Below are 26,739 nucleotides of genomic sequence, written 5' to 3' on the forward strand. Positions count from 1 at the left end.
TTTAAGGACTTAAATTTTGCTGAACCCGATCGTACGCAAATTCCAATATGGTCAGCATACCGTCACGCTGGAAACCGGCATGATGGCGCGCCAGGCTACTGCAGCAGTAATGGCTAGCATGGACGACACCGCGGTATTCGTCACCGTTGTTGGCCAGAAAAAAACCAAACCAAATCAAGATTTCTTCCCGCTGACGGTTAACTATCAGGAGCGTACTTACGCTGCTGGTCGTATCCCGGGTAGCTTCTTCCGTCGTGAAGGCCGTCCAAGCGAAGGCGAAACCCTGATTTCTCGTCTGATTGACCGTCCAGTGCGTCCGCTGTTCCCGGAAGGTTTCATCAACGAAGTACAGGTTATCGCCACTGTTGTTTCTGTTAACCCACAGGTTAACCCAGACATCGTTGCGATGATCGGCGCATCTGCAGCCCTGGCGCTGTCAGGCCTGCCATTCAACGGTCCAATCGGTGCTGCTCGCGTTGGTTACATCAATGACCAGTACGTGCTGAACCCAACGTCTGATGAGCTGAAAACCTCTCGTCTGGATCTGGTTGTAGCCGGTACTCAGAACGCGGTTCTGATGGTTGAATCAGAAGCAGAAGTACTGACCGAAGACCAGATGCTGGGCGCGGTAGTATTCGGCCACGATCAGCAGCAGATCGTTATTGAAAACATCAACTCACTGGTTGCTGAAGCGGGCAAACCACGCTGGGATTGGCAGCCAGAGCCAGCAAACGATGCATTGATTGCACGTGTTGCTGCACTGGCAGAAGCCGGTATCGCTGATGCTTACCGCATCACTGATAAGCAAGAGCGTTACACTCAGGTTGGCGTAGTTAAAGATGCCACCATCGCTGCACTGCAGGCTGAAGATGAATCATTAGATGCTGGCGAAATCGCTGACATCGTTCACGATCTCGAGAAGAGCGTCGTGCGTAGCCGTATCATCCGTGGCGAGCCACGTATCGATGGTCGCGAAAAAGACATGATCCGTGGTCTGGATGTGCGTACTGGCGTGCTGCCACGTACTCACGGTTCTTCTCTGTTCACCCGTGGTGAAACGCAGGCACTGGTTACCGCAACACTGGGTACCGCACGTGACGCGCAGAACCTGGATGAGCTGATGGGCGAGCGTACTGATAGCTTCCTGTTCCACTACAACTTCCCTCCATACTCAGTGGGCGAGACCGGCATGGTTGGCTCACCTAAGCGTCGTGAGATTGGTCATGGTCGTCTGGCGAAGCGCGGTGTGCTGGCAGTGATGCCTAAGCAGGAAGATTTCCCATACACCATTCGTGTGGTGTCAGAAATCACCGAATCAAACGGTTCTTCTTCTATGGCTTCTGTCTGTGGTGCTTCTCTGGCACTGATGGACGCAGGCGTTCCGATCAAAGCAGCCGTAGCCGGTATTGCGATGGGTCTGGTTAAAGAAGACGAGAACTTTGTGGTTCTGTCTGACATCCTGGGCGATGAAGATCACCTCGGCGATATGGACTTCAAAGTGGCCGGTAGCCGCGACGGTATCACTGCACTGCAGATGGATATCAAAATTGAAGGTATCACCCGTGAGATCATGCAGGTTGCACTGAATCAGGCTAAGGGCGCGCGTCTGCACATCCTGAGCGTGATGGAGCAGGCTATCAGCACCCCACGTCAGGAAATCTCTGAGTTCGCACCACGTATCTATACCATCAAGATCAGCTCGGACAAGATCAAAGATGTTATCGGTAAAGGCGGTTCTGTTATCCGTGCGCTGACCGAAGAAACCGGCACCACCATCGAAATCGAAGATGATGGCACCGTGAAGATCGCAGCAACCGACGGCAACAAAGCCAAAGAAGCGATTCGTCGTATCGAAGAGATCACTGCTGAAATCGAAGTGGGCCGTATCTACTCAGGTAAAGTAACGCGTATCGTTGATTTCGGTGCCTTCGTGGCAATCGGCGGCGGTAAAGAAGGTCTGGTTCATATTTCTCAGATCGCTGATAAGCGCGTAGAGAAAGTGACCGACTATCTGCAGATGGGTCAGGAAGTTCCAGTGAAAGTCATGGAAGTGGACCGTCAGGGCCGCGTACGCCTGAGCATCAAAGAAGCGACAGAGCAGAAACCAGTGGAAGAAACCCCTGCTGCAACGAATGCATCTGACGCCGAGTAAGCGTTTACTGATTGGCCTCTCCCTGCAAGTTGGGGAGAGGTGTTTGGATCATCGCGAGGGCGGGAATCCTTGTGCACAGCAGGCGGATGACAGGATGGTTATCCCAATGTTTGTATTCGGGAGTGGGAAATGAAGCCTTTTTTGCGCTGGTGTTTTGTTGCGACAGCTATCACGCTGGCAGGATGCAGCAACTCCAATTGGCGTAAGAACGAAGTTCTGGCAGTACCTTTGCAGCCCACACTGCAGCAAGAGGTGATCCTGGCGCGAATGGAACAAATTCTTGCCAGTCGTGCCCTGACCGATGATGAACGCGCACAGCTATTATATGAGCGCGGAGTGTTGTATGATAGTTTGGGTCTGAGGGCATTAGCGCGGAACGATTTTTCGCAAGCGCTGTCTATAAGACCAGATATGCCTGAGGTGTTTAACTACCTTGGTATATATTTAACGCAGGCAGGCAATTTTGATGCTGCCTATGAAGCGTTTGATTCTGTACTTGAGCTTGATCCAACTTACAACTATGCGCATTTAAACCGTGGTATCGCCCTCTATTACGGCGGTCGATACAAGTTAGCGCAAGATGATCTGCTGGCGTTTTATCAAGACGATCCTAACGATCCTTTCCGCAGCCTTTGGCTCTATCTCGTTGAAAGCGATATGGACGCCGACAAGGCCAAAGTCACGCTGAGACAGCGACATGACAAAGCGGTCCGGGACCAATGGGGATGGAATATTGTCGAGTTCTACCTTGGCGACATCAGTGAAAAAACGCTGATGGAACGTCTCAAGGCGGACGCAACGGATAACACCTCGCTCGCTGAACATCTCAGTGAAACCAACTTCTATTTAGGTAAGTACTACCTAAGTCTGGGGGAGAAGGACGACGCGAAAGCGTTGTTCAAACTGGCGGTGGCCAACAACGTTAACAACTTTGTTGAGCACCGATACGCATTGTTGGAACTGGCGCAACTCGGCCAGACACAAGACGATTTATCAGAATCTGACCAGCAATAGCTGACGAACTTTTATTGCCTGAATACTTGTAAAGTCATCATCTTCAAGGTGAGGGCTTTTCTGTTCGTCAAAACTTCTAATTTGAGCCGGTTCACACTTTTTGATGAAAATGACTGAAAGTTTTCACGACGAGTTATGTAGACTGGCCGCCGCAATCTAAGAGGCACGTGTACTACATGACTGATATTCAAACCACTTTTTCCGAACTTGGCCTGAACGCCGACATCCTTGAATCACTGAACGGCATGGGCTACGTGAAGCCATCCCCAATCCAGGCTGAGTGTATTCCTCACCTGCTGGCGGGCCGTGACGTGTTAGGTATGGCGCAGACCGGTAGTGGTAAAACTGCAGCGTTCTCTCTGCCGCTGCTGCACAACATTGATCCAACCGTTAAAGCACCGCAAATCCTGGTGCTGGCTCCAACCCGCGAACTGGCTGTTCAGGTTGCTGAAGCCATGACTGAATTCTCTAAACACATGCGTGGCGTGAATGTGGTTGCCCTGTACGGCGGCCAGCGTTATGACGTACAGCTGCGCGCTCTGCGTCAGGGACCACAGGTTGTTGTGGGTACGCCTGGCCGTTTGCTCGACCACCTGAAACGCGGCACGTTAGATCTGTCTAACCTGCGCGGCCTGGTGCTGGACGAAGCTGATGAAATGCTGCGTATGGGCTTCATCGAAGACGTTGAAACCATCATGGCGCAGATCCCAGACGGTCATCAGACCGCGCTGTTCTCAGCTACCATGCCAGAAGCGATTCGTCGCATTACTAAACGCTTCATGAAAGATCCTCAGGAAGTGCGCATTCAGTCAAGCATGACTACGCGTCCTGATATCTCTCAGTCTTACTGGACCGCTTACGGCCGTAAAACTGACGCACTGGTGCGTTTCCTGGAAGCAGAAGACTTTGATGCCGCTATCATCTTCGTGCGTACCAAAAATGCAACGCTGGAAGTGGCTGAAGCGCTTGAGCGCAGCGGTTACAACAGCGCAGCACTGAACGGTGACATGAACCAGGCACTGCGTGAGCAGACGCTGGAGCGCCTGAAAGATGGTCGTCTTGACATCCTGATCGCCACCGACGTTGCCGCACGTGGTCTGGACGTTGAGCGTATCAGCCTGGTTGTTAACTATGACATCCCAATGGATGCTGAGTCTTACGTTCACCGTATCGGCCGTACCGGTCGTGCAGGTCGTGCTGGCCGCGCACTGCTGTTCGTTGAGAACCGCGAGCGTCGTCTGCTGCGTAATATTGAACGCACCATGAAGCTGACCATTCCAGAAGTTGAGCTGCCTAATGCAGAACTGCTGGGTGAGCGTCGTCTGGCTAAGTTCGCCGCGAAAGTACAGCAGCAGCTGGAAAGCAGCGATCTGGACATGTACCGCGCACTGCTGAGCAAAATGCAGCCGGGCGAAGATCTGGATATCGAAACTCTGGCCGCAGCACTGCTGAAAATGGCACAGGGCGAACGTCCACTGATTCTGCCACCAGAAGCACCGCGTCCAGCACGTCGTGAATTCCGCGACCGTGATGATCGTCGTGATTCACGCGACTCACGCGATTCACGTGGTCCGCGCGAAAACCGTGGTGACCGTGGCGAAAGCCGTGATGGCGCTCCACGTCGTGAACGTCGTGACGTTGGCGAAATGCAGCTGTACCGCATTGAAGTGGGCCGTGATGATGGTGTTGAAGTTCGTCACATCGTTGGCGCGATCGCTAACGAAGGCGACATCAGCAGCCGTTACATTGGTAACATCAAGCTGTTTGGTACTCACTCAACTATCGAGCTGCCTAAAGGTATGCCGGGCGAAGTTCTGCAGCACTTCACTCGCACGCGCATCCTGAACAAGCCGATGAACATGCAGTTGATGGGTGATGCACCGGCACACGAGCGTTCAGAGCGTCGTCCTGCTAGCCGTGATGGCGAGCGTCGTGGCAATGGCGCACCGCGTGGCGAAGGCGCACCGCGTCGTTTCTCTGAGCGCCGTGAAGGTGGTCGTGATGCAGGTCGTGAAGGCGGACGCTTCAGCCGTGAAGGCGGTCGTGGCCCACGTCCAGAAGGTGCTTCTGCACCACGTCGTCGTGACGCATAAGCGATAAACGCTGAAAAATAAAAAGGGACGCCGCGGCGTCCCTTTTTTATATTCGTAAATTAAACGTTACACCCCACCTGCAATCAACACCCTTTCACCGCTCACATACGCTGAATCTTCAGAGGCCAGGAACAACGCCACCTGCGCCACATCCTCCGGCAGACCAAATCGTCCCAACGGCGTAGCGGCGATTAGCTTCGCTTTAACATCCGGATTCATCTTCTTTGCCGCCAGCAAACCTTCCGTCAGGATGATTCCTGGTGCCAGCGCATTGACGCGGATATTACGCGGCCCCAGTTCACGTGCGAGGCCCTGCGTTAAGGTATCAATCGCACCTTTAGTCGCCGCCCATAACACCGAACCCGGTGTACTGCGTTGGCTGTTAAGTGCACTCAGATTAATGATGGTGCCACCGCGAGCGGGGAAATGTTTCGCCGCCTGCTGGCAGACCAGTAAAGTGCCCAGCACATTCACATTGAGCTGCTGCTGCATCTCACTGAGGCTGAGTTCGGCGAAATCGCCGTGATGGAAAATACCGGCATTGTTGACCACGATATCGGGTGCGCCAAACTGCTCGATGCTGCGTGCGAATAAACGCTGCACATCGGCCTCGCGGGAGATATCGGCCTGTACGGCAATGGCATCGCTGCCTAGCTCGCAGATATCTGTCACGACATCTGCAGCGCCCGCTTCATCCTGGCGGTAATTAACAATGACGCGAGCGCCGGCCGCCGCGAAAGTCATAGCAATGGCGGCGCCAATGCCTTTCGAGGCGCCCGTCACCAGCGCAATTTTGCCTTCAAGTGCTTTCATTGTGTCTCTCCACCTGAGAATTCGGGGAAGGGTAAGCATGCGCTGTCCATACAATTGGGCGGTAGCGCAATCCTGCAAGCTTTTTGCACAATCCTGCAAATGTGCAGGTTAAGGACTAGGCGCAGCGGAAGTGAAAGGCGAGAATGCTGACACAGTGATTTCTCGTCGCGGAGTGCGTAACGCATGATTCATCAGGAACAGTGGCAGCAACTGGTGGCGATGATTGCCCGCCATGCTCCAGAAGATGGCCGCCACTTGAGCGCCATCGATTTTCTCTCATTTGGCCGCAGCGCCAAACCAACCAGTTTGTCGCACGTAGCGACCTGGGCCAGCTTTGCGTTGGTAGCGCAGGGCCAGAAAGCGTTGCGTATGGGCGATGACGTGATGCATTACGGAGCAGGCGATCTGCTGCTGGTGACGCTGGATATGCCAGTACAATCCTGCGTGGTGCTGGCCACACCGGAGAAGCCCAACCTTGGCGTCGGGATCACCATTAACGAAACGCGTCTGATGCGCTATCTCGAACATTTTCCGCTTCAGCACATTGGCGCGACAGTGGCGAACGAACGCGGCATTACCGTGCATAAAGTGGCGCCGCCGTTAGTTGATGCGGTTATCCGCCTGATTGAACTGCTGGATCAACCTCAGGATATTCCAGCGCTGGCACCGTTAATTGAGCAAGAGATTTTCTATCGATTACTCACCGGGCCAGAAGGCCCGCGGATTCTCAATATGGCGTTGACCGAGCGACCGGGTAACAAAGTGGCCCGCGCGGCACGCTGGCTACGCGAAAACTTTCATCAACCGCTCAAGATGGATCAGCTGGCCAGCAGCGTGGGCATGAGTATTTCGTCGCTGCATCATCACTTCAAATCGGTGACGGCGATGACGCCGATGCAGTATCAGAAGCAGCTGCGTCTCAACGAAGCGCGGCGTTTGATGCTGATTGAGAAATTAGATGCCGGAACGGCGGGGTATCGCGTGGGGTATCAAAGTGCTTCGCAGTTTAGTCGCGAATACAGCCGTTTCTACGGGCAATCTCCAGCACGGGATGTGCGCATGGTGGCAGTGGGGCCAGAAGGATTGACCCCACAGCAGTAGATATTACAGTGAGCGCGCAGCTTCCATCGCCAGTGCGAACGAACGCAGACGAGCCTGCGAATCGAAAATCTGGCCGTTGACCATGATTTCATCGGCCTGGGTTTCGCGGATCAGCGCGGCCAACCCCTGACGCACTTTGTCGCTATCGCCGACAATCGACATGCTCAGCGCCTGCTGCACACCATATTGCTCTGATGGCGACCACAGATTATCCATGTTCTCAACGGGGGCTGGCAGCGGGCCCGGTTTGCCACGGCGCAGGTTAATAAACTGCTGCTGCATCGAGGTAAACAGGAAGCGCGCATCGCGTTCGCTATCCGCTGCTACCACGTTGACGCACACCATCGCATAGGGTTTCGCCAGACGCGCAGAAGGCTTGAATTTCTCACGATAGAGATGCAGTGCCTGGAACAACAGGTCCGGTGCAAAGTGGGAAGCAAAAGCGAACGGCAGGCCGAGCTGTGCGGCCAGTTGTGCACTATAGAGGCTGGAACCCAATAACCAGACAGGAATTTTCAAACCGAGGCCCGGCACGGGCTGCACTGGCGGATGTTCACCGTCTTCTGCGTCAAACCAACGAATCAGTTCTGCCACATCTTCCGGGAAACTATCCGCCTGGGCGCTGGAGAGATGACGGCGCAGCGCTAACATGGTGCGCTGGTCAGAACCTGGGGCGCGGCCCAGCCCTAAATCAATACGGCCAGGATACAGCGATTCGAGCGTACCAAACTGTTCAGCGATCACCAGCGGTGCGTGGTTGGGCAGCATAATACCGCCGGATCCAAGGCGCAGAGTTTCGGTATTGGCGGCCAGATAACCAATTAACACGGACGTTGCCGCACTGGCAATACCGGTCATGTTGTGGTGCTCAGCGAGCCAGTAACGATGGAAACCAAGGGCTTCAGATTGACGCGCCAGCGCCAGCGAATTGTGGAAAGCTTCGCGCGCAGCAGAACCTTGCGGGATAGGCGCAAGATCCAGTACAGACAGGCGAACCGTTTTTTTCTCAGACATGGGCACTCCAAATAAGGATGGCGCAGGTGTTATCAGACCTGCGCCAGTGAGTATTACTCATCATTACCCATATTAAAACTGCTATTAACAGCAGGAATATAGCCGGAATGTGCCTTTACCGTCCGCCCTCAAGTACCATACCGGCCAATCGACGCCAGTAACCGTTGCAATCACTGCCGCGCGCCATCATCAGCGGGGCTTCACCGGCTTCGTTCGCGCGGAAGCGATCGACCTCTACCAGCGTGGTCTCATCCTGTGGCGAGAGGCGTACGATATCGATCCAGTTATGCATCCCGGGCAAATCATTTCCAAGGTTGTAGCAGTAACCGCTCATGGTCTGGATGCCATTTAACACAAACACCTGCTGGCCCTCCTGTGACAGTACGCGGCGTCCGGTGGGATAGTTGATGCAGCAGGTCTGGCAATCATCTTTGGCGCGATTTTCGGAACGTGCGGTAAAGCAACGCGCCGACAGCGCCAGTGGCAGATGGCCATAGCCCAATACTTCTACTTCAAACTTATTGCGCAGGCCTGCCGCATCACACTGCTGCAACAGCTGAATCAGCCAGTCACGCGACATCTCCACAGGTATACACCAGCGCGTCATGCCCTCTTTCAGCAACAGCTGTAGCGTCTGTGCGTTATAGACATTGAGTGTCGGACCGGCGACAAATGGCAGCTTACGCTCCGCCGCCAAGTTGACGGTGCCTATATCGTTAGCTTCCAGCAAAAACTCGCCGTTCTCCACATAGCGCCGAAGCTCTTTCACTTCTGAAGGCGACTGCAACAGCGCAAGGGTGCTGAGCACCACCTGCTTACCGTGCTGCGCCAGCGTATGTCCCATTTCCATCCATTGTGCAAAAGTGGTAGCACGACGTTTACTGCATACCGCTTCGCCAAGATAGATGATGTCAGCAGAGCTGTCGGCTGCCTGCTGATAAAAACTGGCCAGCGTGTCCGTTGGCCAGTACCACAGCACCGGCCCAATGGCGTATTTCATAGCTTCTCCTTACTGCCAGTCACGGTGATAGGCACCGAGCGTGGTCTGGCTGCCTTCCGAAAGCTCACCGAGTGCGCGCATCCAGGGTTCCTGCACCGCAAACTGCTCAGGCGACGCCATACAGCGGTCGATCGCCTGGCGCCACACTTTTGCCACCTGTGCCACATAAGCTGGGCTACGCTGGCGACCTTCAATTTTCACCGAGGCGATATTGGCGCGCAGTAATTCCGGTAACAGCGACAAGGTGTTGAGGCTGGTAGGCTCTTCCAGCACGTGATAGCGCTGGTTGTCTACTTCATAGCGCCCTTTGCACAGCGTGGGGTAGCCAGCGCTTTCATCGGCGCCGTAACGATCGATCAACACTTCATTGAGGCGCGATTCCATCCCTTGCGGCGTTTGCTGCCAACGCACGAATTTTGCCGGTGAGCAGGCTCCCGCACTGTTCGGTGATTCACCCGTCAGCCATGAAGAGAGATAGCAGCGACCCTCCGCCATAATGCACAAGCTACCAAAGGCAAAAACTTCGAGTGGTACCGGTGTTTCACGTGACAGTTGCTTAACCTGATGCATCGACAGCACACGCGGCAACACCACGCGGCTGAGATCGAAATGGCGATGATAAAAGTGGATGGCCTGCAGATTGGTGGCCGAAGCCTGCACCGAAAGGTGGCGTTCTACCTGCGGATAACGCTGCGCGGCATATTCCAGCGTGGCGATATCGGCGAGAATCAGTGCATCAGCGCCGTTTTGCGCCGCTACATCAATGGCGGTTTGCCAGCGATTGATGCCATCAGGATGGGCAAAAGTGTTGATCGCCACGTGCAGCTTGCGGCGATGCTGATGCAGAAAGCGCGCCGCCTCCGCCAGCTTCTTGTCGGTAAAATTGAGGCCAGCAAAGTGGCGGGCATTGGTGTCATCCTTTAAGCCGACATACACCGCGTCAGCGCCATGCTCCACCGCCGATTTCAGCGCAGGTAAATTCCCAGCTGGACACAGCAGTTCCATACTTTTTCCTCCCCGAATTCTGAAGCGGTAAAGTGTAGGGAAGGTGTCGTGCGTAAATGTTGATTTAAGGCAGTGAAAGCGTCACTCAGGATACAGAGTGAAGAATATTTAATCAGTTGTTCAGCGATTTCATTGATCTCAGTGGAGGCGAGGGGGCATGGTTGTGGCAATATAGGTAAAAATTTCTGAAGGGATTAATGAATATGCTTGCGCGCTTACGTGGCCTGATTGTGGAAAAAGGCCCAGAAATCCTCGCCTTACCTGTTTCATTTACTCCATTCCCTGTAAAAAAAGTGGTTTTGCAACAACTCTTAAACTGGCAATTTCGTCATGCTTTGTCTGAAGGTGAGTTAGACTTTCTGGAAGGGCGCTATCTGGGGATTGAGATTGCGGATGTGAATCTGCGCTGGATCACCACCTTACAGAATGGGCGCCTGACCGTTTCGCGCGACGCTGAGGCTGATGTCTGGTTTCGTGGCGAAGCTAACGACCTGTTGCTGGTGGCAGCACGCAAAGCAGACCCCGATATGTTGTTCTTTCAACGCCGTTTGGTGATCGAGGGCGACACGGAGCTGGGTTTGGAGGTGAAGAATCTAATGGATGCTATTGAACTGGATGCCATGCCCACGCCTTTGCGTACGGGGTTACAGCAGCTGGCTGCCTTTGTTGAGGCAGGAATGAAACAGGACGCGGAGGCCGCTGAGGCGCGCGTGGGGATCTCATGTTGATTCGTACTGAAATTGGTGTGGATGCGGCGGGCATCGACACCCTGTTAAAGCGCAGTTTTGCTACCGCCGCAGAAGCAGAATTGGTGCAGCAGTTGCGTGAAGATGGCTTACTCACGCTCGGCGTGGTGGCCACAGATGATGAGGGGCAGGTGCTGGGTTATGCCGCCTTCAGTCCAGTGACCTTGCAAGGTGAAGATCGCAACTGGGTGGCGCTGGCGCCGCTGGCGGTGGATGAGTCGGTGCGCAAGCAAGGCATTGCCAAAAAACTGGTGTACGAAGGCCTGGATTCATTGAATGAGTTCAGCTACAGCGCGGTGGTGGTGCTGGGCGATCCCGAGTTTTACAACCCACTGGGCTTTGAGCCGGCGGCACGTCACGGCTTGCACTGCCGCTGGTTAGGCAGCGAAGCGGCGTTTCAGGTGTACAAGTTAGCGGACGATGCGTTTACGGGCGCAGAAGGGTTAATCGCTTTCTCCGAGCCTTTTAATCGCTTCGATTAAACCACGTATTCAGGCATGAAGGCTGCTGCGATACCAGCAGCAGCTTTTGCGTGCGGCTGAGCTGCTTCACCTGATACTCCAGACGCGAAGCGGTCGCGCGGTCGCCTGCATCGCAGTTAAACACCAGCGTCAGCGGACCTTTGCCGCGCAATGCGCGCGCACCTTTGCCACACTGATGCTGCTGCAGGCGGCGATGAACATCCGTGGTGATACCGGTATAAAGCATGCCGGCGGCGGTTTGCAGCATATAGAGCTGCCAGCCCTGTTGCATAAATGACTTTTCCTGTTCGATGGCTGTTGGGCAGTGTAGCGCGCTTAGGTTAGCCTCGCTATCTGCCGCATGGAGTTGCATTGTGTCTGACCAGTCTCATCTTATTCGCTATCTCAAAAAACAACGTGCCCTGTCATTATGTGCCAGCAACGGCGACGATTTGTGGTGCGCCAACTGCTTTTACGTCTTTGATGAAAACCGTATGGCGTTTTGGTTGATGACCGAACCCGATACGCGACACGGCACGTTAATGCAGGCCAATTCGCGCGTTGCGGGCACGATCAACGGCCAGCCGAAAACGGTGCTGTTAATTAAAGGCGTGCAGTACTTTGGCCGTATCCAGCAACTTAGTGGAGAGCGTGAAGCGCAGGCGCTGCATGCCTATCAGAAACGTTATCCGATTGCCCGCAAAGTGCAGGCTCCTTTATGGGAGATTATGTTAGATGAGCTGAAGATGACCGACAACGCGCTGGGCTTCGGCAAAAAAATTCTCTGGCAGCGTAACGAAAGCGGCGAAAGTTAATTTTCCGCTCCCGATCAAACTTACGTTAACTTTGCATAGCAGATTCCAATAACCTGAATAACACTATGGATTAACCGCCGCGCCTCCCAGTGCGGCATACGTTATTCTGTAGAATACGGATTCTGTTATGACCCAACTCGCATCTTCTGCACCCGCGACACGCTTCGCATGGTGGAAACCCTTGTTGTTCCTCGCCGTGGTGGTGATCGGCTTGTGGTACGTCAAATGGCAGCCCTATTACGGCAAAGCCTTCACGGCGGCTGAAACCCACTCTATTGGCAAATCCATTCTGGCAAACGCAGCGGATTCACCGTGGCGTGCTGCGCTGGACTACGCAATGATCTACTTCCTCGCAGTCTGGAAAGCCGCGGTGCTGGGTGTGATTTTGGGTTCGCTGGTACAAGTGCTTATCCCGCGCCATTGGCTGCTGCGCGTCATGGGCAATTCTCAGTTTGGTTCAACGCTGGTCGGCACCGGGTTAGGTTTGCCGGGCATGATGTGCACCTGCTGTGCAGCGCCGGTGGCGGCGGGTTTACGTCAGTCGCAGGTGTCGAGCGGGGCAGCGATGGCCTTTTGGCTGGCCAATCCACTGCTGAATCCCGCCACGTTAATTTTTATGGGGTTTGTGCTGGGTTGGCATTTCGCGGCGATTCGGCTGGTGGCGGGCTTGGCCATGGTGCTGGGGATTGCGTCGCTGGTGCAGCGCAGCGTGCCAGAACACACAGTCGTCGCACCTGTGGTGATGGCTGCCGGTAGCGAGCAGCCGTTCCTCACTCGCTGGCTACGCGTGATGTGGCGGCTGTTCTGGAACACCATCCCGCTGTATATCGTTGCCGTGCTGTTATTGGGTGCTGCACGCGTCTGGCTCTTCCCGCATGCCGATGGCGCGGTGGGCAATACGCTGTTTTGGGTGATGCTGATGGCGATAGCGGGCTGTTTGTTTGTCATTCCCACCGCAGCGGAAATCCCTATCATACAAACCATGATGCTGGCGGGCATGGGGATCGCGCCTGCGCTGGCGCTGCTCGTGACCTTACCCGCCGTCAGTGTGCCATCGCTACTGATGCTGCATCGTGCTTTCCCGGCGCGTGCCTTGTGGATCGCGCTGGTTGGCGTGGCGCTCAGCGGCATCCTCCTCGGTACGATCGCCCTGTGGCTGGCGTAAATACCAGATCTTCTGATTGCGGCTGCCGCGCCACAGCAGCTGCAGATCTTTCTCAGCTTCCACAAACCGGCCATCGATTAGCACATCAATTTCAGCCACCACTTCACGCTGCGCTGAGCTGAGTTCTGCCATCTCATAACCGGTCCACAACCAGATATCCTTGTCCGGGCATTCGCGTCGCACCCGTTTCACCAGACGACGGATGTGCGGCACATTGTGTGGATGCAACGGATCGCCGCCGCTCAGCGACAACCCCTGGCGCGGAATGCGCTGATCGTTGAGATCGGCGATCAGCTGTTCTTCCATCTCCAGCGTAAAAGGCACGCCGGAATCGAGCCGCCAGGTACTCTGGTTGTAGCAGCCGCGACACTGATGCTCGCACCCGGCAACAAACAGCGTACAGCGCGTGCCCGGCCCGTTGACGATATCGACGGCGTAATAGCGATGAATACGCATCATCCTAACTGTCCGGTATCCAGATGTTTAACGCGACGCTGCACTTCTTCCTGCTTACCGGCATTGAACGGTCGCGCATCGGGGCTGCCCAGATAACCACAGACGCGGCGCGTGACGGAAACGCGAGCCGGATCGTGGTTAGCGCAGCTCGGGCAAGTAAAGCCTTTACTGGTGCAACTGAATTCGCCGGTGAAGCCGCATTCATAGCACTCATCAATGGGCGTGTTGGTGCCGTAATAGGGCACGCGGTGATAGCTGTAATCCCATACATCCTCCAGCGCCTTGAGGTTGTGCTGAATATTGGGGTATTCGCCGTAACAGATGAAGCCACCATTGGCGATGGCCGGATAGGGCGCTTCAAAGTCGATCTTGTCGTAGGGATTCACTTTCTTTTCGACGTCGAGATGGAAGCTGTTGGTGTAATAGCCTTTATCGGTGACGCCCGGCACCACGCCAAACTCGGCGGCATCGAGACGGCAGAAGCGATCGCAGAGGTTCTCGCTCGGCGTGCTGTAAAGGCTAAAACCGTAGCCGGTCTCATCTTTCCACGCATCCGCGGCAGCGCGCAGACGCTGCACAATCGCCACGCCTTTTTCCCGCAGGTGCTGCGCGTCATACGGATGGACTTCACTGCCGCTCAGCGCGTTCAGCGTTTCATGCAGGCCGATGTAACCGAGCGAAATCGAGGCGCGGCCGTTACGGAAAATAGCACCCACTTCGTCATCGGCATTCAGGCGAACGCCACACGCGCCTTCCATGTAGAGAATCGGTGCCACGCGCGCCTTAGTTTTCTCCAGTCGGGCAATGCGCGTCATCAATGCACGCTTAGCCAGTTCAAGCCGCTCATCCAGTAGCTGCCAGAAGTGGGCTTCATTGCCGTTGGCTTCCAGTGCAATGCGCGGCAGGTTCAGGCTGATGACACCAATGTTGTTACGTCCTTCATGAACCTGCTTACCGTTTTCCTCATACACGCCGAGGAAGCTGCGGCAGCCCATCGGCGTTTTGAACGAGCCGGTGACTTCCACCACTTTGTCGTAATTGAGGATATCGGGATACATGCGCTTACTGGCACACTCCAGCGCCAGCTGCTTGATATCGTAGTTAAAATCGCCGGGACGACGATTCACGCCCTCGCGGATGGCGAACACCAGTTTCGGGAACACCGCGGTTTTGTGATTTTTTCCCAGTCCGGCAATACGATTACGCAGAATCGACTGCTGAATCAGGCGCGCGGCCCAGTCGGTGCCAAGACCAAAGCCAAAGGTGACAAACGGCGTCTGGCCGTTGGCGGTGTGCAGCGTATTGACCTCATATTCCAGAGACTGGAATGCGTCGTAGCACTCTTTCTCGGTACGCACTCGCGCATAGGCCTCCGCATCGGCAATCTGCCACTGTTGAGCTACCGCGCGATGTTTCTCCAGACTGAGATTCACAAACGGCGCCAGCACTTCATCAATGCGATTAATGGTGGTGCCGCCGTAAATATGGCTGGCGACCTGAGCAATGATTTGCGCCGTCACGGCCGTCGCAGTGGCAATCGATTTTGGCGGTTCGATTTCGGCATTGCCCATTTTAAAGCCATTGTTCAACATGCCCTGAAGATCGATCAACATGCAGTTAAACATCGGGAAAAATGGCGAATAGTCGAGATCGTGATAATGGATCTCACCGCGCTCATGCGCCAGCACCACATCACGCGGCAGCAGTTGCTGTTGGGCATAATGTTTAGCAACGATACCCGCCAGTAAGTCGCGCTGGGTGGGGATGACTTTACTGTCTTTATTGGCGTTTTCGTTGAGCAGCGCGGCATTGGTCTGTTCAACCAGGCCACGAATCGCGTGATGCAATTTACCGCGTTGTTCGCGGGCTAAATCACGCTCATGGCGATATTCGATATACGCGCGTGCCAGTTGTGGCCAGCGCCCAGCCATCAGCGTCTCTTCCACCGCACATTGAATATCGCGGATATCCACTTCAGCTCGATTGGCCAACTGACGACTGACGCGTGTCGCGACTTGCGCGCACCAAAGCGCATCATCAATCTGCGCCGCCCGCGCCGCCGCCTGCACCGCCAGCTCAATACGCTGCGCTTCAAACGGCACTCTGCAGCCGTCACGCTTAATTACCACCGTCGCCATTCCCTCTCCATGAAACTATATATAGGTATTTATGGAGAGTGTAATCGCTACATGTGGTGTTTTGGCTGAAATTAATCGCGCTGTTTTTGACCTGCCGCAAAGAAGACATAACGAAGTTTGAAAGCCGCACAATGGTTAAGCGGACTAAACTTCAAAAGTTTTAACCCGCCCAAACTTCGACCTCGTACAACTTGATTTGCGATGCGAAGCAGGTTTAATGGGTTTTTTGCCTATTTTTGGCCCGTCATTATTCACAAGGATGCCTTACATGCCTCTGCAAAGAACGCTGCTCGCCTGTTGTTTATCCCTGACTTTCTCTTCTATTGCCGCACCGATTAACGATCTACCCTTAATGCCCTGGCCACAAAAAGTGGTGCAGCCTGCCAGCGGCGGCGCATTGACGCTGACACCGCAATTCACGCTGCATATTACGGGCGATCATCTGGAGGGAGCCGAAGCGCGCTGGCGCGCCCGCATTTCACGTCAAACCGGTTGGCCGCTGCTGCCCGCCAGCGCACCGAGCGATCAGGCCACGATTCAGGTGCAAATCGCTCAGGCAGTAGATCCCTTGCCACAACCGGACAGCGATGAGAGCTATCATCTTGAGGTCAGCAGCAGTGGTGTGGTGCTGAAAGCCAACACGCGTTTCGGTGCCATGCGCGGCATGGAAACCCTGCTACAGCTGATTGAAAATAATGAGACGGCAACGCAAATCCCTTATGTCACCATTGACGATAAACCGCGTTTCCCATGGCGCGGGGTGCTAATCGATTCGGCGCGCCATTTCCTGCCGATTGAAACCGTGAAGCGGCAGATCGACGGGATCGCGGCTGCGCGTATGAACGTATTCCACTGGCATCTGACCGACGATCAGGGCTGGCGATTTGCTTCCAGCCACTATCCGCAGTTGCAGGAGAAGGCCAGCGACGGCCTTTACTACACGCAGCAGCAGATGCGCGATGTCGTGCGTTATGCCACGCAGCGCGGCGTACGTGTGGTGCCGGAAATTGATGTGCCAGGGCATGCCTCGGCGATTGCGGTGGCGATGCCAGAGCTGCTCAGTGCGCCGGGCCCGTACAAGATGGAGCGCGGCTGGGGCGTGTTTAAACCGTTGCTGGATCCCAGCAACGAAGCGGTCTTCACCTTCATAGATACGCTGATGGGCGAAGTCACGACAATCTTCCCCGATCCCTATATCCACATTGGCGGTGATGAAGTCGATCCCACACAGTGGAACGATTCGCCAAAGATTCAGCAGTTTATGCGCGACCATGGCCTGAAGGACACGCACGCGCTGCAGGCGTGGTTCAATCAGCGGGTGGAGAAGATCCTTGAAAAACATCAGCGTCGGATGATTGGCTGGGATGAGGTTTACCATCCGGATCTGCCGAACAGCATCCTGATCCAATCTTGGCAGGGGCAGGATGCACTCGGTGAGGTGGCGAAGCACGATTTCCGTGGCATTCTTTCAACCGGTTTCTATCTCGACCAACCGCAAACCGCGGCTTACCACTATCGCAATGAGCCCTGGCCGCAGGGACTCAATGGTCTGGACCAGATTCAAACCAACGAGCAGGCGCAGAGCTGGCAGTTCACTATGCCGCGCCTGAAAGGCAGCCCCGCCAAAGGCAGTTTCACTCTGGTGGAAGGTAAAAACGGCTGGCGTGGCTTTATTGATTTCAGCGGCAAAGCGCGGCGTATGGTGAGTGGCATTCGCTGGCTATCACCCACGCAACTCACTTTTAGCGTAGATACCTGGATGGGGCCATTCCAGCCAATGGTCACTCTGACGCAGGACAAACTGACCGGCTATATGCTGGTGGGCAATGTGCGCTATCCCGCTGAGGGCAGCAAGCTGACGCAGGTGCCCACCGGCATTCAGCCTTCCGTACCTACGCCAGAGCAAATGCAAAACAACCTGATTGGCGGTGAGGCGGCGCTGTGGGCGGAAAACGTCAACAGCAGGGTGATCGATACTCGCTTGTGGCCGCGCGCCTTTGTGGTGGCTGAGCGCCTGTGGTCGGCGAAGGATGTCACCGACAGCGACAACATGTACCAGCGTTTGAATGCGGTGGATCGCTGGGGCACGGTGTCGGTGGGATTACAACAGCATCAGCAGGCGGAGGTGCAGATGATGCGGCTGGCCAACACCAGCGATATCACGCCGCTGCGCGTGCTTGCTGAAGTGCTGGAACCGGCACAGTACTACACGCGTCAGCACCTGAAGTTCCAGGCCGGGCACTACGATTATTTTGAGCCGCTGAATCGTCTGGCGGATGTGCTGCCGGCCGAGAGTGAACCGGTGCGCTTATTGGATAAACAGGTGGATGCACTGATGGCTAATCGCGAGGATCGCAGCGCGGCCAATGCCATTCGCCAACAACTACAGCGCTGGCAAAACAACAGTGATGCGGTGATGCCACTGATCCTGAGCAACTATCAACTCAAGGCGTTGCAACAACAAGTGCAGCAGGTGGCCACGCTCAGCCGTATGGGGATCGATTTGGTCAATGCGATGCAGCGTAATCAGGCTTACGGTGCGAGTGAAGTGGCAGAGATGCACGCCAAACTGGACGCTGCGGCACAGGTGCAGGATGAAACCGTGCTGGCACTGGTCAGGCCGCTGGAGAAGTTATTGAGGTCTTCGAAATAGATGAGAGCGAGCGCTCTGCCGCAAACGGGCGGTGGGGCGGTTTAACGTAGTGTGCAGCTTTAGCTCACCCCGTCCTCTTCTGCTTTGGCGGGAGAGGACAGGGTGAGGACAACACATTGCCTGGCGCCGATTAACGACGTACGGCAATCGCCTCAATCTCGATTTTCACATCTTTCGGCAGACGCGCCACTTCCACGCAAGAACGTGCAGGGAAGCTGGCGTTGTGCTCGGTGAAGAAGGCTTCGTAAGTCGCGTTAACGGTGGCGAAATCGTTCAGATCTTTCACGAACACGGTGGTTTTCACAATGTCGCCCACTTTCAGGCCAGCGGCTTCAACAATCGCCTTCACGTTCTCCAGTGACTGACGCGCCTGCGCAGACACATCATCTGCGACGGCACCGGTCGCCGGATCGACAGGGATCTGGCCTGAAGTGATGATCATGCTGCCGAGATCCACGCCCTGCACATAAGGGCCAATTGCTGCGGGTGCTTTTTCTGTGCTGATTTCGCGAGACATTGTTTCTCCTTAAAAGTGCGCAGCCGACCTATGTCAGCCGCGTATTGGTTCGCCCCATTATAGGGACGATAGGCACGATTACCAGTGACCGAGCACCACGTGGCGCGCGAACTCTTTCTCGCAATATTTGCACTTAAGATGCACGTCATCGTCACGCTGTTTCACCGCGAAGCTGCTGAATACCGGCTCGCTGCGGCTGATGCAGTTGCTGTTCGGGCAGGTGAGCACACGCTCGACACGATCCGGTAAGGTCGGGGCGATTTTCGCTACCACTTCGTATTCATCAATACGGTTAACGGTAGCGAGCGGCGCATACACCGCCAGTTGGTTAATCTGATCGTCGGTCAGGAAAGTATTCTCGATCTTGATCAAATCCTTACGGCCCATTTCGCCCGAAGGCAGATTCAGGCCAATGGTGATGCGCTGGTCGGTTTCGGTCAGACGAAACAGCGACAGCAATTTAAAACCGACCTGCGCAGGAATGTGGTCGATTACCGTGCCACGCTTGATGGCTTCAACCTGCAATTTATTATCATGAGTCATCGCTTTCTCCTTACAGTGCCAGTTCGCTATTCAGTACCAGTGCCAGCAGGGCCTGGCGGGCGAAAATGCCGTTGCCTGCCTGCTGGAAATACCAGGCGTGCGGCGTGCTATCGACGTCGGTGGTGATCTCATCAATACGCGGCAATGGATGCAGCACTTTCATATTGTCGCGTGCGCCCGCTAAATCAGCAGCGCGCAGGATGAACTGCGCTTTGACGTTGGCGTATTCGGAAGGATCGAGACGCTCTTTCTGCACGCGCGTCATGTACAGAATATCGAGTTCCGGCATCACTTCTTCGATGGTGTCATGGCGTGTCCAGACAATGTTCTGCTCATCCAGCATATCGGTGATGTAGGCCGGCATGGCCAGCGCATCTGGCGCGATAAAGTAGAAACGGTTGCCGGTAAACTTGGCCAGCGCCTGGGTCAGCGAGTGCACGGTGCGGCCATACTTCAGGTCACCGACCATCGCCACATTCAGGTTGTCGAGGCGGCTCTGGGTTTCACGGATGGTGAACAGATCCAGCAGCGTTTGCGTGGGATGTTGGTTGGCACCGTCACCAGCATTGAGAATCGGAATGCCGCTGGAGAATTCGGTCGCCAGACGCGCGGCACCTTCCTGCGGATGACGCATCACAATCGCATCGACGTAAGTGCTGATCACCGAGATAGTGTCGGCCAGCGTTTCACCTTTTTTACCCAGCGAGGTATTGCTGCCGTCGGCGAAGCCCACCACTGAAGCACCCAAACGATGCATAGCGGTTTCAAACGACAGGCGGGTGCGCGTTGAGGCTTCAAAGAAGCAACTGGCAATCACGTTGTGCTTCAGCAGTTCTGGCTGAGGATGAGCCTTGAGTTGAGCAGCGGTGTGTAACACCAGCTCCAGCTCTTCGCGGTTGAGATCGTTGATGGAAATAATGTGCTTGCGATATAGCGGGTTGGCCATAGCGTTCTCCTCTGCGCTGCCGGATTGCGGACAAAAAAAAGCCCCTGCTTAAGGGGCTTTTTTTACGATCAATGTATGACGGAAAGAAACAGCTGCATCGCCTGCGGTCAGGCGGGGTAGAGCGGCAAATTGTACGCTGCGCTGTTGCATGTTTCCTCCGGCAAATTGTGGCGCATTATACGCATTCACTGATTAGCATCAAGCAGAAATCGCCGTAAGGTAAACGTTTGCTTTACTGGTTACCCAGCGTGGCGACCATCACCGCTTTAATGGTGTGCATGCGGTTTTCAGCCTGATCGAACACAATGCTGTGCGCCGATTCAAACACCTCATTGCTCACTTCCATACCGTCATGCAGACCGTACTGTTCAGCCATCTGACGGCCTAAAGTGGTTTGATCGTCATGGAAGGCCGGGAGGCAGTGCAGGAATTTCACCTGAGGATTGCCGGTCAGCGCCAGCATCGCGCTGTTGACCTGATACGGACGCAGCAGGGCAATACGCTCTTCCCACACCGATTTCGCTTCGCCCATCGATACCCACACATCAGTGTAGATGAAATCCGCACCCTGCACGCCTTCGGTAATCTCTTCGGTCAGAGTGATTTTGCCACCGGTTTTCTGTGCCGCCACGCGACACTGCTCCACCAGTTGCTCTTCCGGCCAGCAGCCCTTCGGTGCCACCAGGCGCAGATCCAGGCCAACCAACGCAGCGGCTTCCAGCATGCTATTACCCATGTTGTTGCGCGCGTCACCGACGTACACCAGTGTCATCTCGCTCAGCGGTTTGCCTGGCAGATGTTCCTGCATGGTGAGCAGATCGGCCAACAGTTGCGTAGGATGGAATTCGGTCGTCAGTCCGTTCCACACCGGCACACCGGCAAATTCCGCCAGGGTTTCCACCAGTTCCTGACCAAAGCCACGATACTGGATGCCGTCATACATACGCCCTAATACGCGCGCGGTATCTTTCATCGACTCTTTATGGCCGATCTGGCTGCCGCTTGGGCCGAGGTAAGTGACGTTAGCGCCCTGATCGTATGCGGCAACTTCGAAAGAGCATCGGGTGCGGGTCGAGTCTTTTTCGAAGATGAGCGCGATATTCTTGCCTTTCAGGTGCTGGGTTTCAGCGGCATTTTTCTTAGCGTGTTTTAATTCACCTGCCAGACTTAGCAGGTAGCTGATTTCAGCTGGAGTGAAATCCAGCAATCTCAGGAAGTGTCTCGAATACAGCTGACTCATACAGCGCTCCAGATACGGGTTAATAATGAATTAAAATTCAATCTAACCGGATGAATATGCATTTTCAACCCCAGCGATAATAAACTTTCTGTTTTGTGTAGTGGCGGGCGAAGCAGTGTGGGAAAATAATTGCATTCACGTCGAACATTTTGAGGACACGCACATGGCATATGAAGCATTGCTGGAAGAACAGCGCGAAGAAACCCGCCTGATCATTGAAGAGTTGCTGGAAGACGGCAGCGATCCGGATGCGCTTTACACTATCGAGCATCACCTCTCTTGCAACAACTTCGACTCACTGGAGAAAGTGGCGGTTGAGGCTTTCAAACTGGGCTTTGAAGTGAGCGAGCCAGAAGAGCTGGAGCTGGAAGAGGGTGGCACGGTGATGTGTGTGGATATCCTGAGCGAAGGCGCGTTAAAGCCAGAGCTGATTGATGCACAGGTTGAGCAGTTGGTAAATCTAGCCGGTAGCTTCAACGTCGATTACGACGGTTGGGGCACTTACTTCGAAGATCCGGACGCAGAAGATGAAGACGACGATGGCGACTTCATCGACGACGAAGAAGACGACGGTGTGCGTCACTAAGTCTTAAACGGGCGGCGCTCGCCGCCCAGAACCACTTCCCCGCCAGATAAAGAACGCCGATGAATTACGCTCCCCTGTTAGAACCCATTTATGAATTCCTGCACTGCCGCACGCCACAAGCGTGGATTGATGAAGCGCGCAAGCCGGAAAACCTGACGTTGCTGCTGACCGATCACATGGTGTGCGAGTTAAAAGCGGCGCAGACCGCAGTATTTATCATTCGTCGTTATGTCGCTGATAAGCCAAGTGGCGATGCCATTCTGGCGTGGCTCAAGCCGTATGAAGATTTCATCTACCGTGAAGAGCCGGACAGTAACTTCATCAATGCGCATAAAAATCTGACCAAAAGCATCATTGTGCGTAATGAACTGCCGTGGGCGGATGATTTGGTCGAGATGATGATTCTGCTGATCAAAGAAGAGCTGCATCATTTTTATCAGGTGTGGGAAATTATGCAGTCGCGGGGTTTACCGTATCGCAAAATCACCGCCAGCCGTTACGCCAGAGGATTGATCCGCGAGATTGCCAATCATGAACCCGATGGGCTGGTGGATAAATTGATTTGTGGCGCCTATATCGAAGCGCGATCTTGCGAGCGGTTTGCCAGCCTGGCGCCGTATCTGGATGAGCAGTTACAGAAGTTTTATATTTCGCTGCTGCGTTCTGAGGCGCGTCACTATCAGGATTATTTGAAGCTGGCGGAACAGATTTCCGCGAAGGATATTACGCCACGCGTACAGGCGTTTGGTGCAGCGGAAGCACGCTTAATCAGCGAGCCAGATGGCGAGTTGCGTTTTCACAGCGGTGTACCGGCCTATTAAGTGGGTGCGCAGGCCTGCGCACCGCTTTTACATTACAGCACTTTCAGCATCCGCACTTCACAATCCCCATGCCCGGTACAGCCCATCGCGCTATCAATCAACTCGAAGCCTAACGACTCATACAGCTTAATCGCGCGGGTCAGACTGCCGGTGGTTTCCAGATAGCAGCGACGGAAACCCTGCTGGCGGGCATACTCCATGGCCTGCAACGCGAGCGCACGCGCCAGCCCTAAACCCCGCACCTGCGGCAGGAAATACATCTTCTGCAGTTCGCAGATATCCGGCGCGCTACACGCCAGCGGTGCTACGCCACCGCCGCCCACGACGAGACCTTCATGCTCGACAATCCAGTAAGCGCTGTTGGCTTCGCTGTACAACTCGAACAGGCGATCCAGATTCGGATCGGACACGGTGTAGCCTTTATCGGCAGTCAGGCCAAACTCTGCGGAGACATCACGGATCACTTGCGCAATCAGCGGATTATCGGCCGCAACAATCGGGCGCACCTGTAAATTCAGTGGCGTAGCGGTGGTCATCATTTTCTTCCGGTGTAAAAAAGCCGGGCAGTGCCCGGCCTGGATTAAGCAGTTGGACTGATGCGCTTACAATGCCGCAATCACGCCCTGCTGTTCAATCAGTTTTGCTTTTGATTGTTCCAGCTCAACAATGCGCTCGCGCTCTTTCGCCACCACCGCTTCCGGTGCACGTGCGACAAAGCCTTCGTTCGCCAGTTTGACCTGGATCTTCTCAATCTCGACATCCAGCTTGGTCAGCTCTTTCGCCAGACGCTCCAGCTCGGCTTCTTTGTTGACCAGATCCGCCATTGGGATCAGCAACTCAGCGCCTTCGACGATCTTGGTGACCGAGACCGGACCTTTCTCGCCCGCAGGCAGAATGGTCAGGCTTTCCAGACGCGCGAGGCGTGACAGGAAGCTACGGTTCTCATCAACACGGCGCTGGGCGGTTGGCGAGCAGTCACGCAGCAGCACATCCAGTGGCTTGCCTGGTGCGATGTTCATTTCAGCACGGATGTTACGCACTGCCACGATCGCCTGCTTGATCCACTCGATATCCGCTTTGGCTTCCGCATCTTCTTTCACTGCGTCAAACTGCGGGAACGGCTGCAGCATGATGGTGTCGTGATCGATGTTCTTCAGACCTTTCACGCGCTGCCAGATGGTTTCGGTGATGTAAGGAATGATCGGATGCGCCAGGCGCAAGACCGCTTCCAGCACGGTAACCAGCGTATTACGCGTACCGCGCAACTCCGCTTCGCTGCCGTTGGTCATCACAGGCTTGGTCAGCTCCAGATACCAGTCACAGAACTGGTTCCAGGTGAAGTCATACAGAATGTTGGCAGCGATATCGAAGCGATAGCTGTCCAGCGCTTCACGATAAGCTTTCACGGTGCTGTTGAATTCGGTCAGAATCCAGCGATCGGCCAGTGACAGCTTCAGTTCGCCGCCGTTCTGGCCGCAATCATGCTCTTCGGTGTTCATCAGCACGAAGCGGCTGGCGTTCCACAGCTTATTACAGAAGTTGCGATAGCCTTCAAGACGCTTCATATCCCAGTTGATGTCACGGCCGGTTGAGGCCAGTGCTGCCAGGGTAAAGCGCAGGGCATCGGTGCCGGAAGCCACAATACCGTCCGGGAACTGCTTCTCGGTACGTTTGCGGATCTTCTCAGCCAGCTGTGGCTGCATCATGTTACCGGTGCGTTTCTCCAGCAGATCTTCCAGCGAGATGCCGTCGATCATATCCAGTGGATCGATGACGTTGCCTTTCGACTTGGACATTTTCTGGCCTTCTTCATCACGAATCAAACCGGTCATGTAGACGGTTTTGAACGGCACCTGCGGCTTGCCGTCTTCATCTTTGATGAAGTGCATGGTCAGCATGATCATGCGCGCAATCCAGAAGAAGATAATGTCGAAGCCGCTCACCAGCACGCTGGTAGGGTGGAAGGTACGCAGCGCTTCGGTATTCTCTGGCCAGCCAAGAGTAGAGAAGGTCCACAGACCTGATGAGAACCAGGTATCCAGCACGTCGTCGTCCTGGCGCAGTACTACAACGTCAGCCAGGTTATTCTCCTGACGCACTTCTGCTTCAGTACGACCCACGTAAACGTTGCCGTCGTTGTCATACCAGGCCGGAATGCGGTGTCCCCACCACAGCTGACGCGAGATGCACCAATCCTGAATGTCACGCATCCATGAGAAGTACATGTTCTCGTACTGTTTTGGCACGAACTGAATGTCGCCGTTTTCTACTGCTTCCACCGCGACTTTCGCCAGCGGGGCCGTGCGCACATACCACTGGTCAGTCAGCATTGGCTCGATCACCACGCCACCACGGTCGCCGTAAGGTACGGTCAGATCGTGAGGTTTGATCTCTTCCAGCAGGCCGAGTTCATCAATCGCGGCCACCATCGCTTTACGCGCGGCAAAACGCTCCATTTTCTGGAACTGTGCTGGGATCTCATCTGCGCACTCGTCGCTGACTTCGCCATTGGTGTCGAACACTTCCGCACGTTCGCGGATGTCGCCATCAAAGGTCAGGATGTTGATCATCGGCAGCTTGTGACGACGGCCGACTTCATAGTCATTAAAGTCATGCGCAGGCGTAATCTTCACACAGCCGGTGCCTTTTTCCATGTCCGCATGGTCATCGCCAACGATCGGAATGCGACGGTTCACCAGCGGCAGGATCAGCTCTTTGCCGATCAGATCTTTATAACGCGGATCTTCCGGGTTCACCGCCACGCCGGTATCGCCCAGCAGGGTTTCCGGACGAGTGGTGGCGACCACCAGATAATCTTTACCTTCTGCGGTTTTAACGCCATCCGCCAGTGGATAGCGGATATGCCACATAGAGCCTTTGCTCTCGCGGTTTTCCACTTCCAGATCGGAGATCGCGGTACGCAATTTCGGATCCCAGTTCACCAGGCGCTTGCCACGGTAAATCAGGTTTTCTTTGTATAAACGGACGAAGACTTCACGCACCGCATTAGACAGGCCTTCGTCCATGGTGAAGCGCTCGCGCTCCCAATCCACGGAGTTACCAAGGCGACGCATCTGACGGGTAATGGTGCCGCCAGATTCATCCTTCCACTGCCAGATTTTATCGATGAAGGCTTCACGGCCGTAATCCTGGCGTGTCTTGCCTTCTTCAGCGGCGATCTTGCGCTCAACCACCATCTGCGTCGCGATACCGGCGTGGTCAGTACCCGCCTGCCACAGGGTATTTTTACCCTGCATGCGCTGGTAGCGAATCATGGTATCCATGATGGTTTGCTGGAAAGCGTGACCCATATGCAAGCTGCCGGTGACGTTCGGCGGCGGGATCATGATGCAAAAGCTTTCCTGGCTGGTATCGCCATTCGGTTTAAAGTAGCCCTGCTGTTCCCAGTGCTCGTAGAGCGGCTGCTCGATATCTTGCGGGTTATATGTCTTTTCCATTT

The 26,739-nt window shown here is 54.9% G+C and carries 24 protein-coding genes and 1 pseudogene; 12 read left to right on the plus strand and 13 right to left on the minus strand.

Features of this window, described 5'->3' with window-relative positions:
* The first annotated feature begins 16 nt into the window (after positions 1 to 16).
* The 4 genes from pnp to ACXI0A_RS04080 all read left to right on the plus strand — a co-directional run bounded on the left by pnp (position 17) and on the right by ACXI0A_RS04080 (position 5,259).
* The gene (pnp, locus tag ACXI0A_RS04065) at positions 17 to 2,152 is read left to right on the plus strand and encodes a polyribonucleotide nucleotidyltransferase (protein ID WP_476150249.1); all 2,136 of its coding nucleotides are present in this window, start codon (positions 17 to 19) and stop codon (positions 2,150 to 2,152) included.
* A gap of 129 nt (positions 2,153 to 2,281) precedes the next feature.
* Positions 2,282 to 3,166, plus strand: a complete 885-nt coding sequence (gene nlpI / locus ACXI0A_RS04070; RefSeq protein ID WP_008104288.1) for a lipoprotein NlpI — start codon at positions 2,282 to 2,284, stop codon at positions 3,164 to 3,166.
* A gap of 103 nt (positions 3,167 to 3,269) precedes the next feature.
* Entirely contained in the window at positions 3,270 to 3,326 is a 57-nt protein-coding gene (yrbN, locus tag ACXI0A_RS04075; RefSeq protein ID WP_098053093.1) for a protein YrbN, read from the plus strand.
* Between the two features lie 16 nt (positions 3,327 to 3,342).
* Positions 3,343 to 5,259, plus strand: coding sequence for a DEAD/DEAH family ATP-dependent RNA helicase (locus ACXI0A_RS04080; RefSeq protein ID WP_476150247.1), 1,917 nt, complete (start codon positions 3,343 to 3,345; stop codon positions 5,257 to 5,259).
* Between the two features lie 66 nt (positions 5,260 to 5,325).
* On the opposite strand, the gene ACXI0A_RS04085 is transcribed toward ACXI0A_RS04080, so the two are convergent.
* Positions 5,326 to 6,072 carry a glucose 1-dehydrogenase gene (locus ACXI0A_RS04085; RefSeq protein ID WP_476150245.1) on the minus strand — a complete coding sequence of 249 codons (747 nt, stop codon included), beginning with the start codon at positions 6,070 to 6,072 and terminating at the stop codon, positions 5,326 to 5,328.
* Positions 6,073 to 6,255: 183 nt separating this feature from the next.
* On the opposite strand from ACXI0A_RS04085, the gene ACXI0A_RS04090 reads away from it, so the two are divergent.
* A complete protein-coding gene (locus ACXI0A_RS04090) occupies positions 6,256 to 7,173 on the plus strand; it encodes an AraC family transcriptional regulator (protein ID WP_224932338.1) in 918 nt (305 codons plus the stop codon).
* 3 nt (positions 7,174 to 7,176) lie between these two features.
* Here the strand turns inward: ACXI0A_RS04090 and ACXI0A_RS04095 are convergent, their stop codons facing one another.
* The 3 genes from ACXI0A_RS04095 to ubiU form a co-directional block, all read right to left on the minus strand.
* The gene (locus ACXI0A_RS04095) at positions 7,177 to 8,187 is read right to left on the minus strand and encodes a luciferase-like monooxygenase (protein WP_224932339.1); all 1,011 of its coding nucleotides are present in this window, start codon (positions 8,185 to 8,187) and stop codon (positions 7,177 to 7,179) included.
* A 115-nt stretch (positions 8,188 to 8,302) separates the two neighbouring features.
* On the minus strand, positions 8,303 to 9,187 hold the full coding sequence (locus ACXI0A_RS04100; RefSeq protein ID WP_476150243.1) for a U32 family peptidase: 885 nt from the start codon (positions 9,185 to 9,187) through the stop codon (positions 8,303 to 8,305).
* A 9-nt stretch (positions 9,188 to 9,196) separates the two neighbouring features.
* Positions 9,197 to 10,192 (minus strand): ubiquinone anaerobic biosynthesis protein UbiU, encoded by a 996-nt coding sequence (ubiU, locus tag ACXI0A_RS04105; protein WP_476150241.1) that lies wholly within the window; start codon positions 10,190 to 10,192, stop codon positions 9,197 to 9,199.
* 203 nt (positions 10,193 to 10,395) lie between these two features.
* On the opposite strand from ubiU, the gene ubiT reads away from it, so the two are divergent.
* The gene (gene ubiT / locus ACXI0A_RS04110) at positions 10,396 to 10,920 is read left to right on the plus strand and encodes a ubiquinone anaerobic biosynthesis accessory factor UbiT (protein ID WP_476151163.1); all 525 of its coding nucleotides are present in this window, start codon (positions 10,396 to 10,398) and stop codon (positions 10,918 to 10,920) included.
* Positions 10,914 to 11,420: a GNAT family N-acetyltransferase gene (locus ACXI0A_RS04115; protein WP_224932342.1), complete on the plus strand. Its 507-nt coding sequence runs from the start codon at positions 10,914 to 10,916 to the stop codon at positions 11,418 to 11,420. Before ubiT ends, ACXI0A_RS04115 begins: the two co-directional genes overlap by 7 nt.
* Here the strand turns inward: ACXI0A_RS04115 and ACXI0A_RS04120 are convergent.
* Positions 11,404 to 11,691 carry a GIY-YIG nuclease family protein gene (locus tag ACXI0A_RS04120; protein ID WP_476150239.1) on the minus strand — a complete coding sequence of 96 codons (288 nt, stop codon included), beginning with the start codon at positions 11,689 to 11,691 and terminating at the stop codon, positions 11,404 to 11,406. The two genes, ACXI0A_RS04115 and ACXI0A_RS04120, sit on opposite strands and share 17 nt — an antisense overlap.
* 82 nt (positions 11,692 to 11,773) lie before the next feature.
* Here ACXI0A_RS04120 and ACXI0A_RS04125 point away from each other — a divergent pair, with 82 nt between their 5' ends.
* Positions 11,774 to 12,214, plus strand: a complete 441-nt coding sequence (locus ACXI0A_RS04125) for a YhbP family protein (protein ID WP_476150238.1) — start codon at positions 11,774 to 11,776, stop codon at positions 12,212 to 12,214.
* A 127-nt stretch (positions 12,215 to 12,341) separates the two neighbouring features.
* On the plus strand, positions 12,342 to 13,379 hold the full coding sequence (locus ACXI0A_RS04130) for a permease (protein WP_476150236.1): 1,038 nt from the start codon (positions 12,342 to 12,344) through the stop codon (positions 13,377 to 13,379).
* Here ACXI0A_RS04130 and nrdG read toward each other — a convergent pair.
* Together nrdG and nrdD are read right to left on the minus strand one after the other, a co-directional pair.
* Positions 13,374 to 13,838, minus strand: a pseudogene (nrdG, locus tag ACXI0A_RS04135) (anaerobic ribonucleoside-triphosphate reductase-activating protein); the annotation flags it as partial. The gene ACXI0A_RS04130 and the pseudogene nrdG sit on opposite strands and share 6 nt — an antisense overlap.
* Entirely contained in the window at positions 13,835 to 15,973 is a 2,139-nt protein-coding gene (nrdD, locus tag ACXI0A_RS04140) for an anaerobic ribonucleoside-triphosphate reductase (RefSeq protein ID WP_476150234.1), read from the minus strand. The pseudogene nrdG and the gene nrdD, both read right to left, overlap by 4 nt.
* 268 nt (positions 15,974 to 16,241) lie before the next feature.
* Between nrdD and ACXI0A_RS04145 the strand changes: the two genes are divergently transcribed.
* Complete coding sequence (locus ACXI0A_RS04145) at positions 16,242 to 18,626, plus strand: family 20 glycosylhydrolase (RefSeq protein WP_476150233.1); 2,385 nt, start codon at positions 16,242 to 16,244, stop codon at positions 18,624 to 18,626.
* A 130-nt stretch (positions 18,627 to 18,756) separates the two neighbouring features.
* Here the strand turns inward: ACXI0A_RS04145 and ridA are convergent, their stop codons facing one another.
* The 4 genes from ridA to argF form a co-directional block, all read right to left on the minus strand.
* Positions 18,757 to 19,143 (minus strand): 2-iminobutanoate/2-iminopropanoate deaminase, encoded by a 387-nt coding sequence (ridA, locus tag ACXI0A_RS04150; RefSeq protein WP_034826478.1) that lies wholly within the window; start codon positions 19,141 to 19,143, stop codon positions 18,757 to 18,759.
* Positions 19,144 to 19,221: 78 nt separating this feature from the next.
* Positions 19,222 to 19,686 (minus strand): aspartate carbamoyltransferase regulatory subunit, encoded by a 465-nt coding sequence (gene pyrI, locus ACXI0A_RS04155; RefSeq protein ID WP_100704454.1) that lies wholly within the window; start codon positions 19,684 to 19,686, stop codon positions 19,222 to 19,224.
* A gap of 10 nt (positions 19,687 to 19,696) precedes the next feature.
* Positions 19,697 to 20,632 carry an aspartate carbamoyltransferase gene (pyrB, locus tag ACXI0A_RS04160; RefSeq protein WP_034826472.1) on the minus strand — a complete coding sequence of 312 codons (936 nt, stop codon included), beginning with the start codon at positions 20,630 to 20,632 and terminating at the stop codon, positions 19,697 to 19,699.
* Positions 20,633 to 20,864: 232 nt separating this feature from the next.
* Positions 20,865 to 21,872: an ornithine carbamoyltransferase gene (gene argF, locus ACXI0A_RS04165; protein ID WP_224932350.1), complete on the minus strand. Its 1,008-nt coding sequence runs from the start codon at positions 21,870 to 21,872 to the stop codon at positions 20,865 to 20,867.
* Between the two features lie 163 nt (positions 21,873 to 22,035).
* Here argF and rraB point away from each other — a divergent pair, with 163 nt between their 5' ends.
* Complete coding sequence (rraB, locus tag ACXI0A_RS04170) at positions 22,036 to 22,458, plus strand: ribonuclease E inhibitor RraB (RefSeq protein ID WP_084934252.1); 423 nt, start codon at positions 22,036 to 22,038, stop codon at positions 22,456 to 22,458.
* Between the two features lie 59 nt (positions 22,459 to 22,517).
* Entirely contained in the window at positions 22,518 to 23,279 is a 762-nt protein-coding gene (gene miaE / locus ACXI0A_RS04175; protein WP_100704458.1) for a tRNA isopentenyl-2-thiomethyl-A-37 hydroxylase MiaE, read from the plus strand.
* 32 nt (positions 23,280 to 23,311) lie between these two features.
* Here miaE and ACXI0A_RS04180 read toward each other — a convergent pair whose 3' ends face one another.
* Positions 23,312 to 23,818 (minus strand): GNAT family N-acetyltransferase, encoded by a 507-nt coding sequence (locus ACXI0A_RS04180; RefSeq protein WP_414004079.1) that lies wholly within the window; start codon positions 23,816 to 23,818, stop codon positions 23,312 to 23,314.
* 63 nt (positions 23,819 to 23,881) lie between these two features.
* Positions 23,882 to 26,737 (minus strand): valine--tRNA ligase, encoded by a 2,856-nt coding sequence (locus tag ACXI0A_RS04185; protein ID WP_476150229.1) that lies wholly within the window; start codon positions 26,735 to 26,737, stop codon positions 23,882 to 23,884.
* Positions 26,738 to 26,739: the final 2 nt, after the last annotated feature.

The organism is Pantoea sp. C1E2 (assembly GCF_056491465.1).

Bases quoted from the DNA above. Each gene is read 5' to 3' on its own strand.
- nlpI (WP_008104288.1), top strand. From the start codon at position 2,282: ATGAAGCCTTTTTTGCGCTGGTGTTTTGTTGCGACAGCTATCACGCTG.
- ACXI0A_RS04080 (WP_476150247.1), top strand. From the start codon at position 3,343: ATGACTGATATTCAAACCACTTTTTCCGAACTTGGCCTGAACGCCGAC.
- ACXI0A_RS04085 (WP_476150245.1), bottom strand. From the start codon at position 6,072: ATGAAAGCACTTGAAGGCAAAATTGCGCTGGTGACGGGCGCCTCGAAA.
- ACXI0A_RS04090 (WP_224932338.1), top strand. From the start codon at position 6,256: ATGATTCATCAGGAACAGTGGCAGCAACTGGTGGCGATGATTGCCCGC.
- ACXI0A_RS04095 (WP_224932339.1), bottom strand. From the start codon at position 8,187: ATGTCTGAGAAAAAAACGGTTCGCCTGTCTGTACTGGATCTTGCGCCT.
- ACXI0A_RS04100 (WP_476150243.1), bottom strand. From the start codon at position 9,187: ATGAAATACGCCATTGGGCCGGTGCTGTGGTACTGGCCAACGGACACG.
- ubiU (WP_476150241.1), bottom strand. From the start codon at position 10,192: ATGGAACTGCTGTGTCCAGCTGGGAATTTACCTGCGCTGAAATCGGCG.
- ubiT (WP_476151163.1), top strand. From the start codon at position 10,396: ATGCTTGCGCGCTTACGTGGCCTGATTGTGGAAAAAGGCCCAGAAATC.
- ACXI0A_RS04115 (WP_224932342.1), top strand. From the start codon at position 10,914: ATGTTGATTCGTACTGAAATTGGTGTGGATGCGGCGGGCATCGACACC.
- ACXI0A_RS04120 (WP_476150239.1), bottom strand. From the start codon at position 11,691: ATGCAACAGGGCTGGCAGCTCTATATGCTGCAAACCGCCGCCGGCATG.
- ACXI0A_RS04130 (WP_476150236.1), top strand. From the start codon at position 12,342: ATGACCCAACTCGCATCTTCTGCACCCGCGACACGCTTCGCATGGTGG.
- nrdD (WP_476150234.1), bottom strand. From the start codon at position 15,973: ATGGCGACGGTGGTAATTAAGCGTGACGGCTGCAGAGTGCCGTTTGAA.
- ACXI0A_RS04145 (WP_476150233.1), top strand. From the start codon at position 16,242: ATGCCTCTGCAAAGAACGCTGCTCGCCTGTTGTTTATCCCTGACTTTC.
- ridA (WP_034826478.1), bottom strand. From the start codon at position 19,143: ATGTCTCGCGAAATCAGCACAGAAAAAGCACCCGCAGCAATTGGCCCT.
- pyrI (WP_100704454.1), bottom strand. From the start codon at position 19,686: ATGACTCATGATAATAAATTGCAGGTTGAAGCCATCAAGCGTGGCACG.
- pyrB (WP_034826472.1), bottom strand. From the start codon at position 20,632: ATGGCCAACCCGCTATATCGCAAGCACATTATTTCCATCAACGATCTC.
- argF (WP_224932350.1), bottom strand. From the start codon at position 21,872: ATGAGTCAGCTGTATTCGAGACACTTCCTGAGATTGCTGGATTTCACT.
- rraB (WP_084934252.1), top strand. From the start codon at position 22,036: ATGGCATATGAAGCATTGCTGGAAGAACAGCGCGAAGAAACCCGCCTG.
- miaE (WP_100704458.1), top strand. From the start codon at position 22,518: ATGAATTACGCTCCCCTGTTAGAACCCATTTATGAATTCCTGCACTGC.
- ACXI0A_RS04180 (WP_414004079.1), bottom strand. From the start codon at position 23,818: ATGATGACCACCGCTACGCCACTGAATTTACAGGTGCGCCCGATTGTT.
- ACXI0A_RS04185 (WP_476150229.1), bottom strand. From the start codon at position 26,737: ATGGAAAAGACATATAACCCGCAAGATATCGAGCAGCCGCTCTACGAG.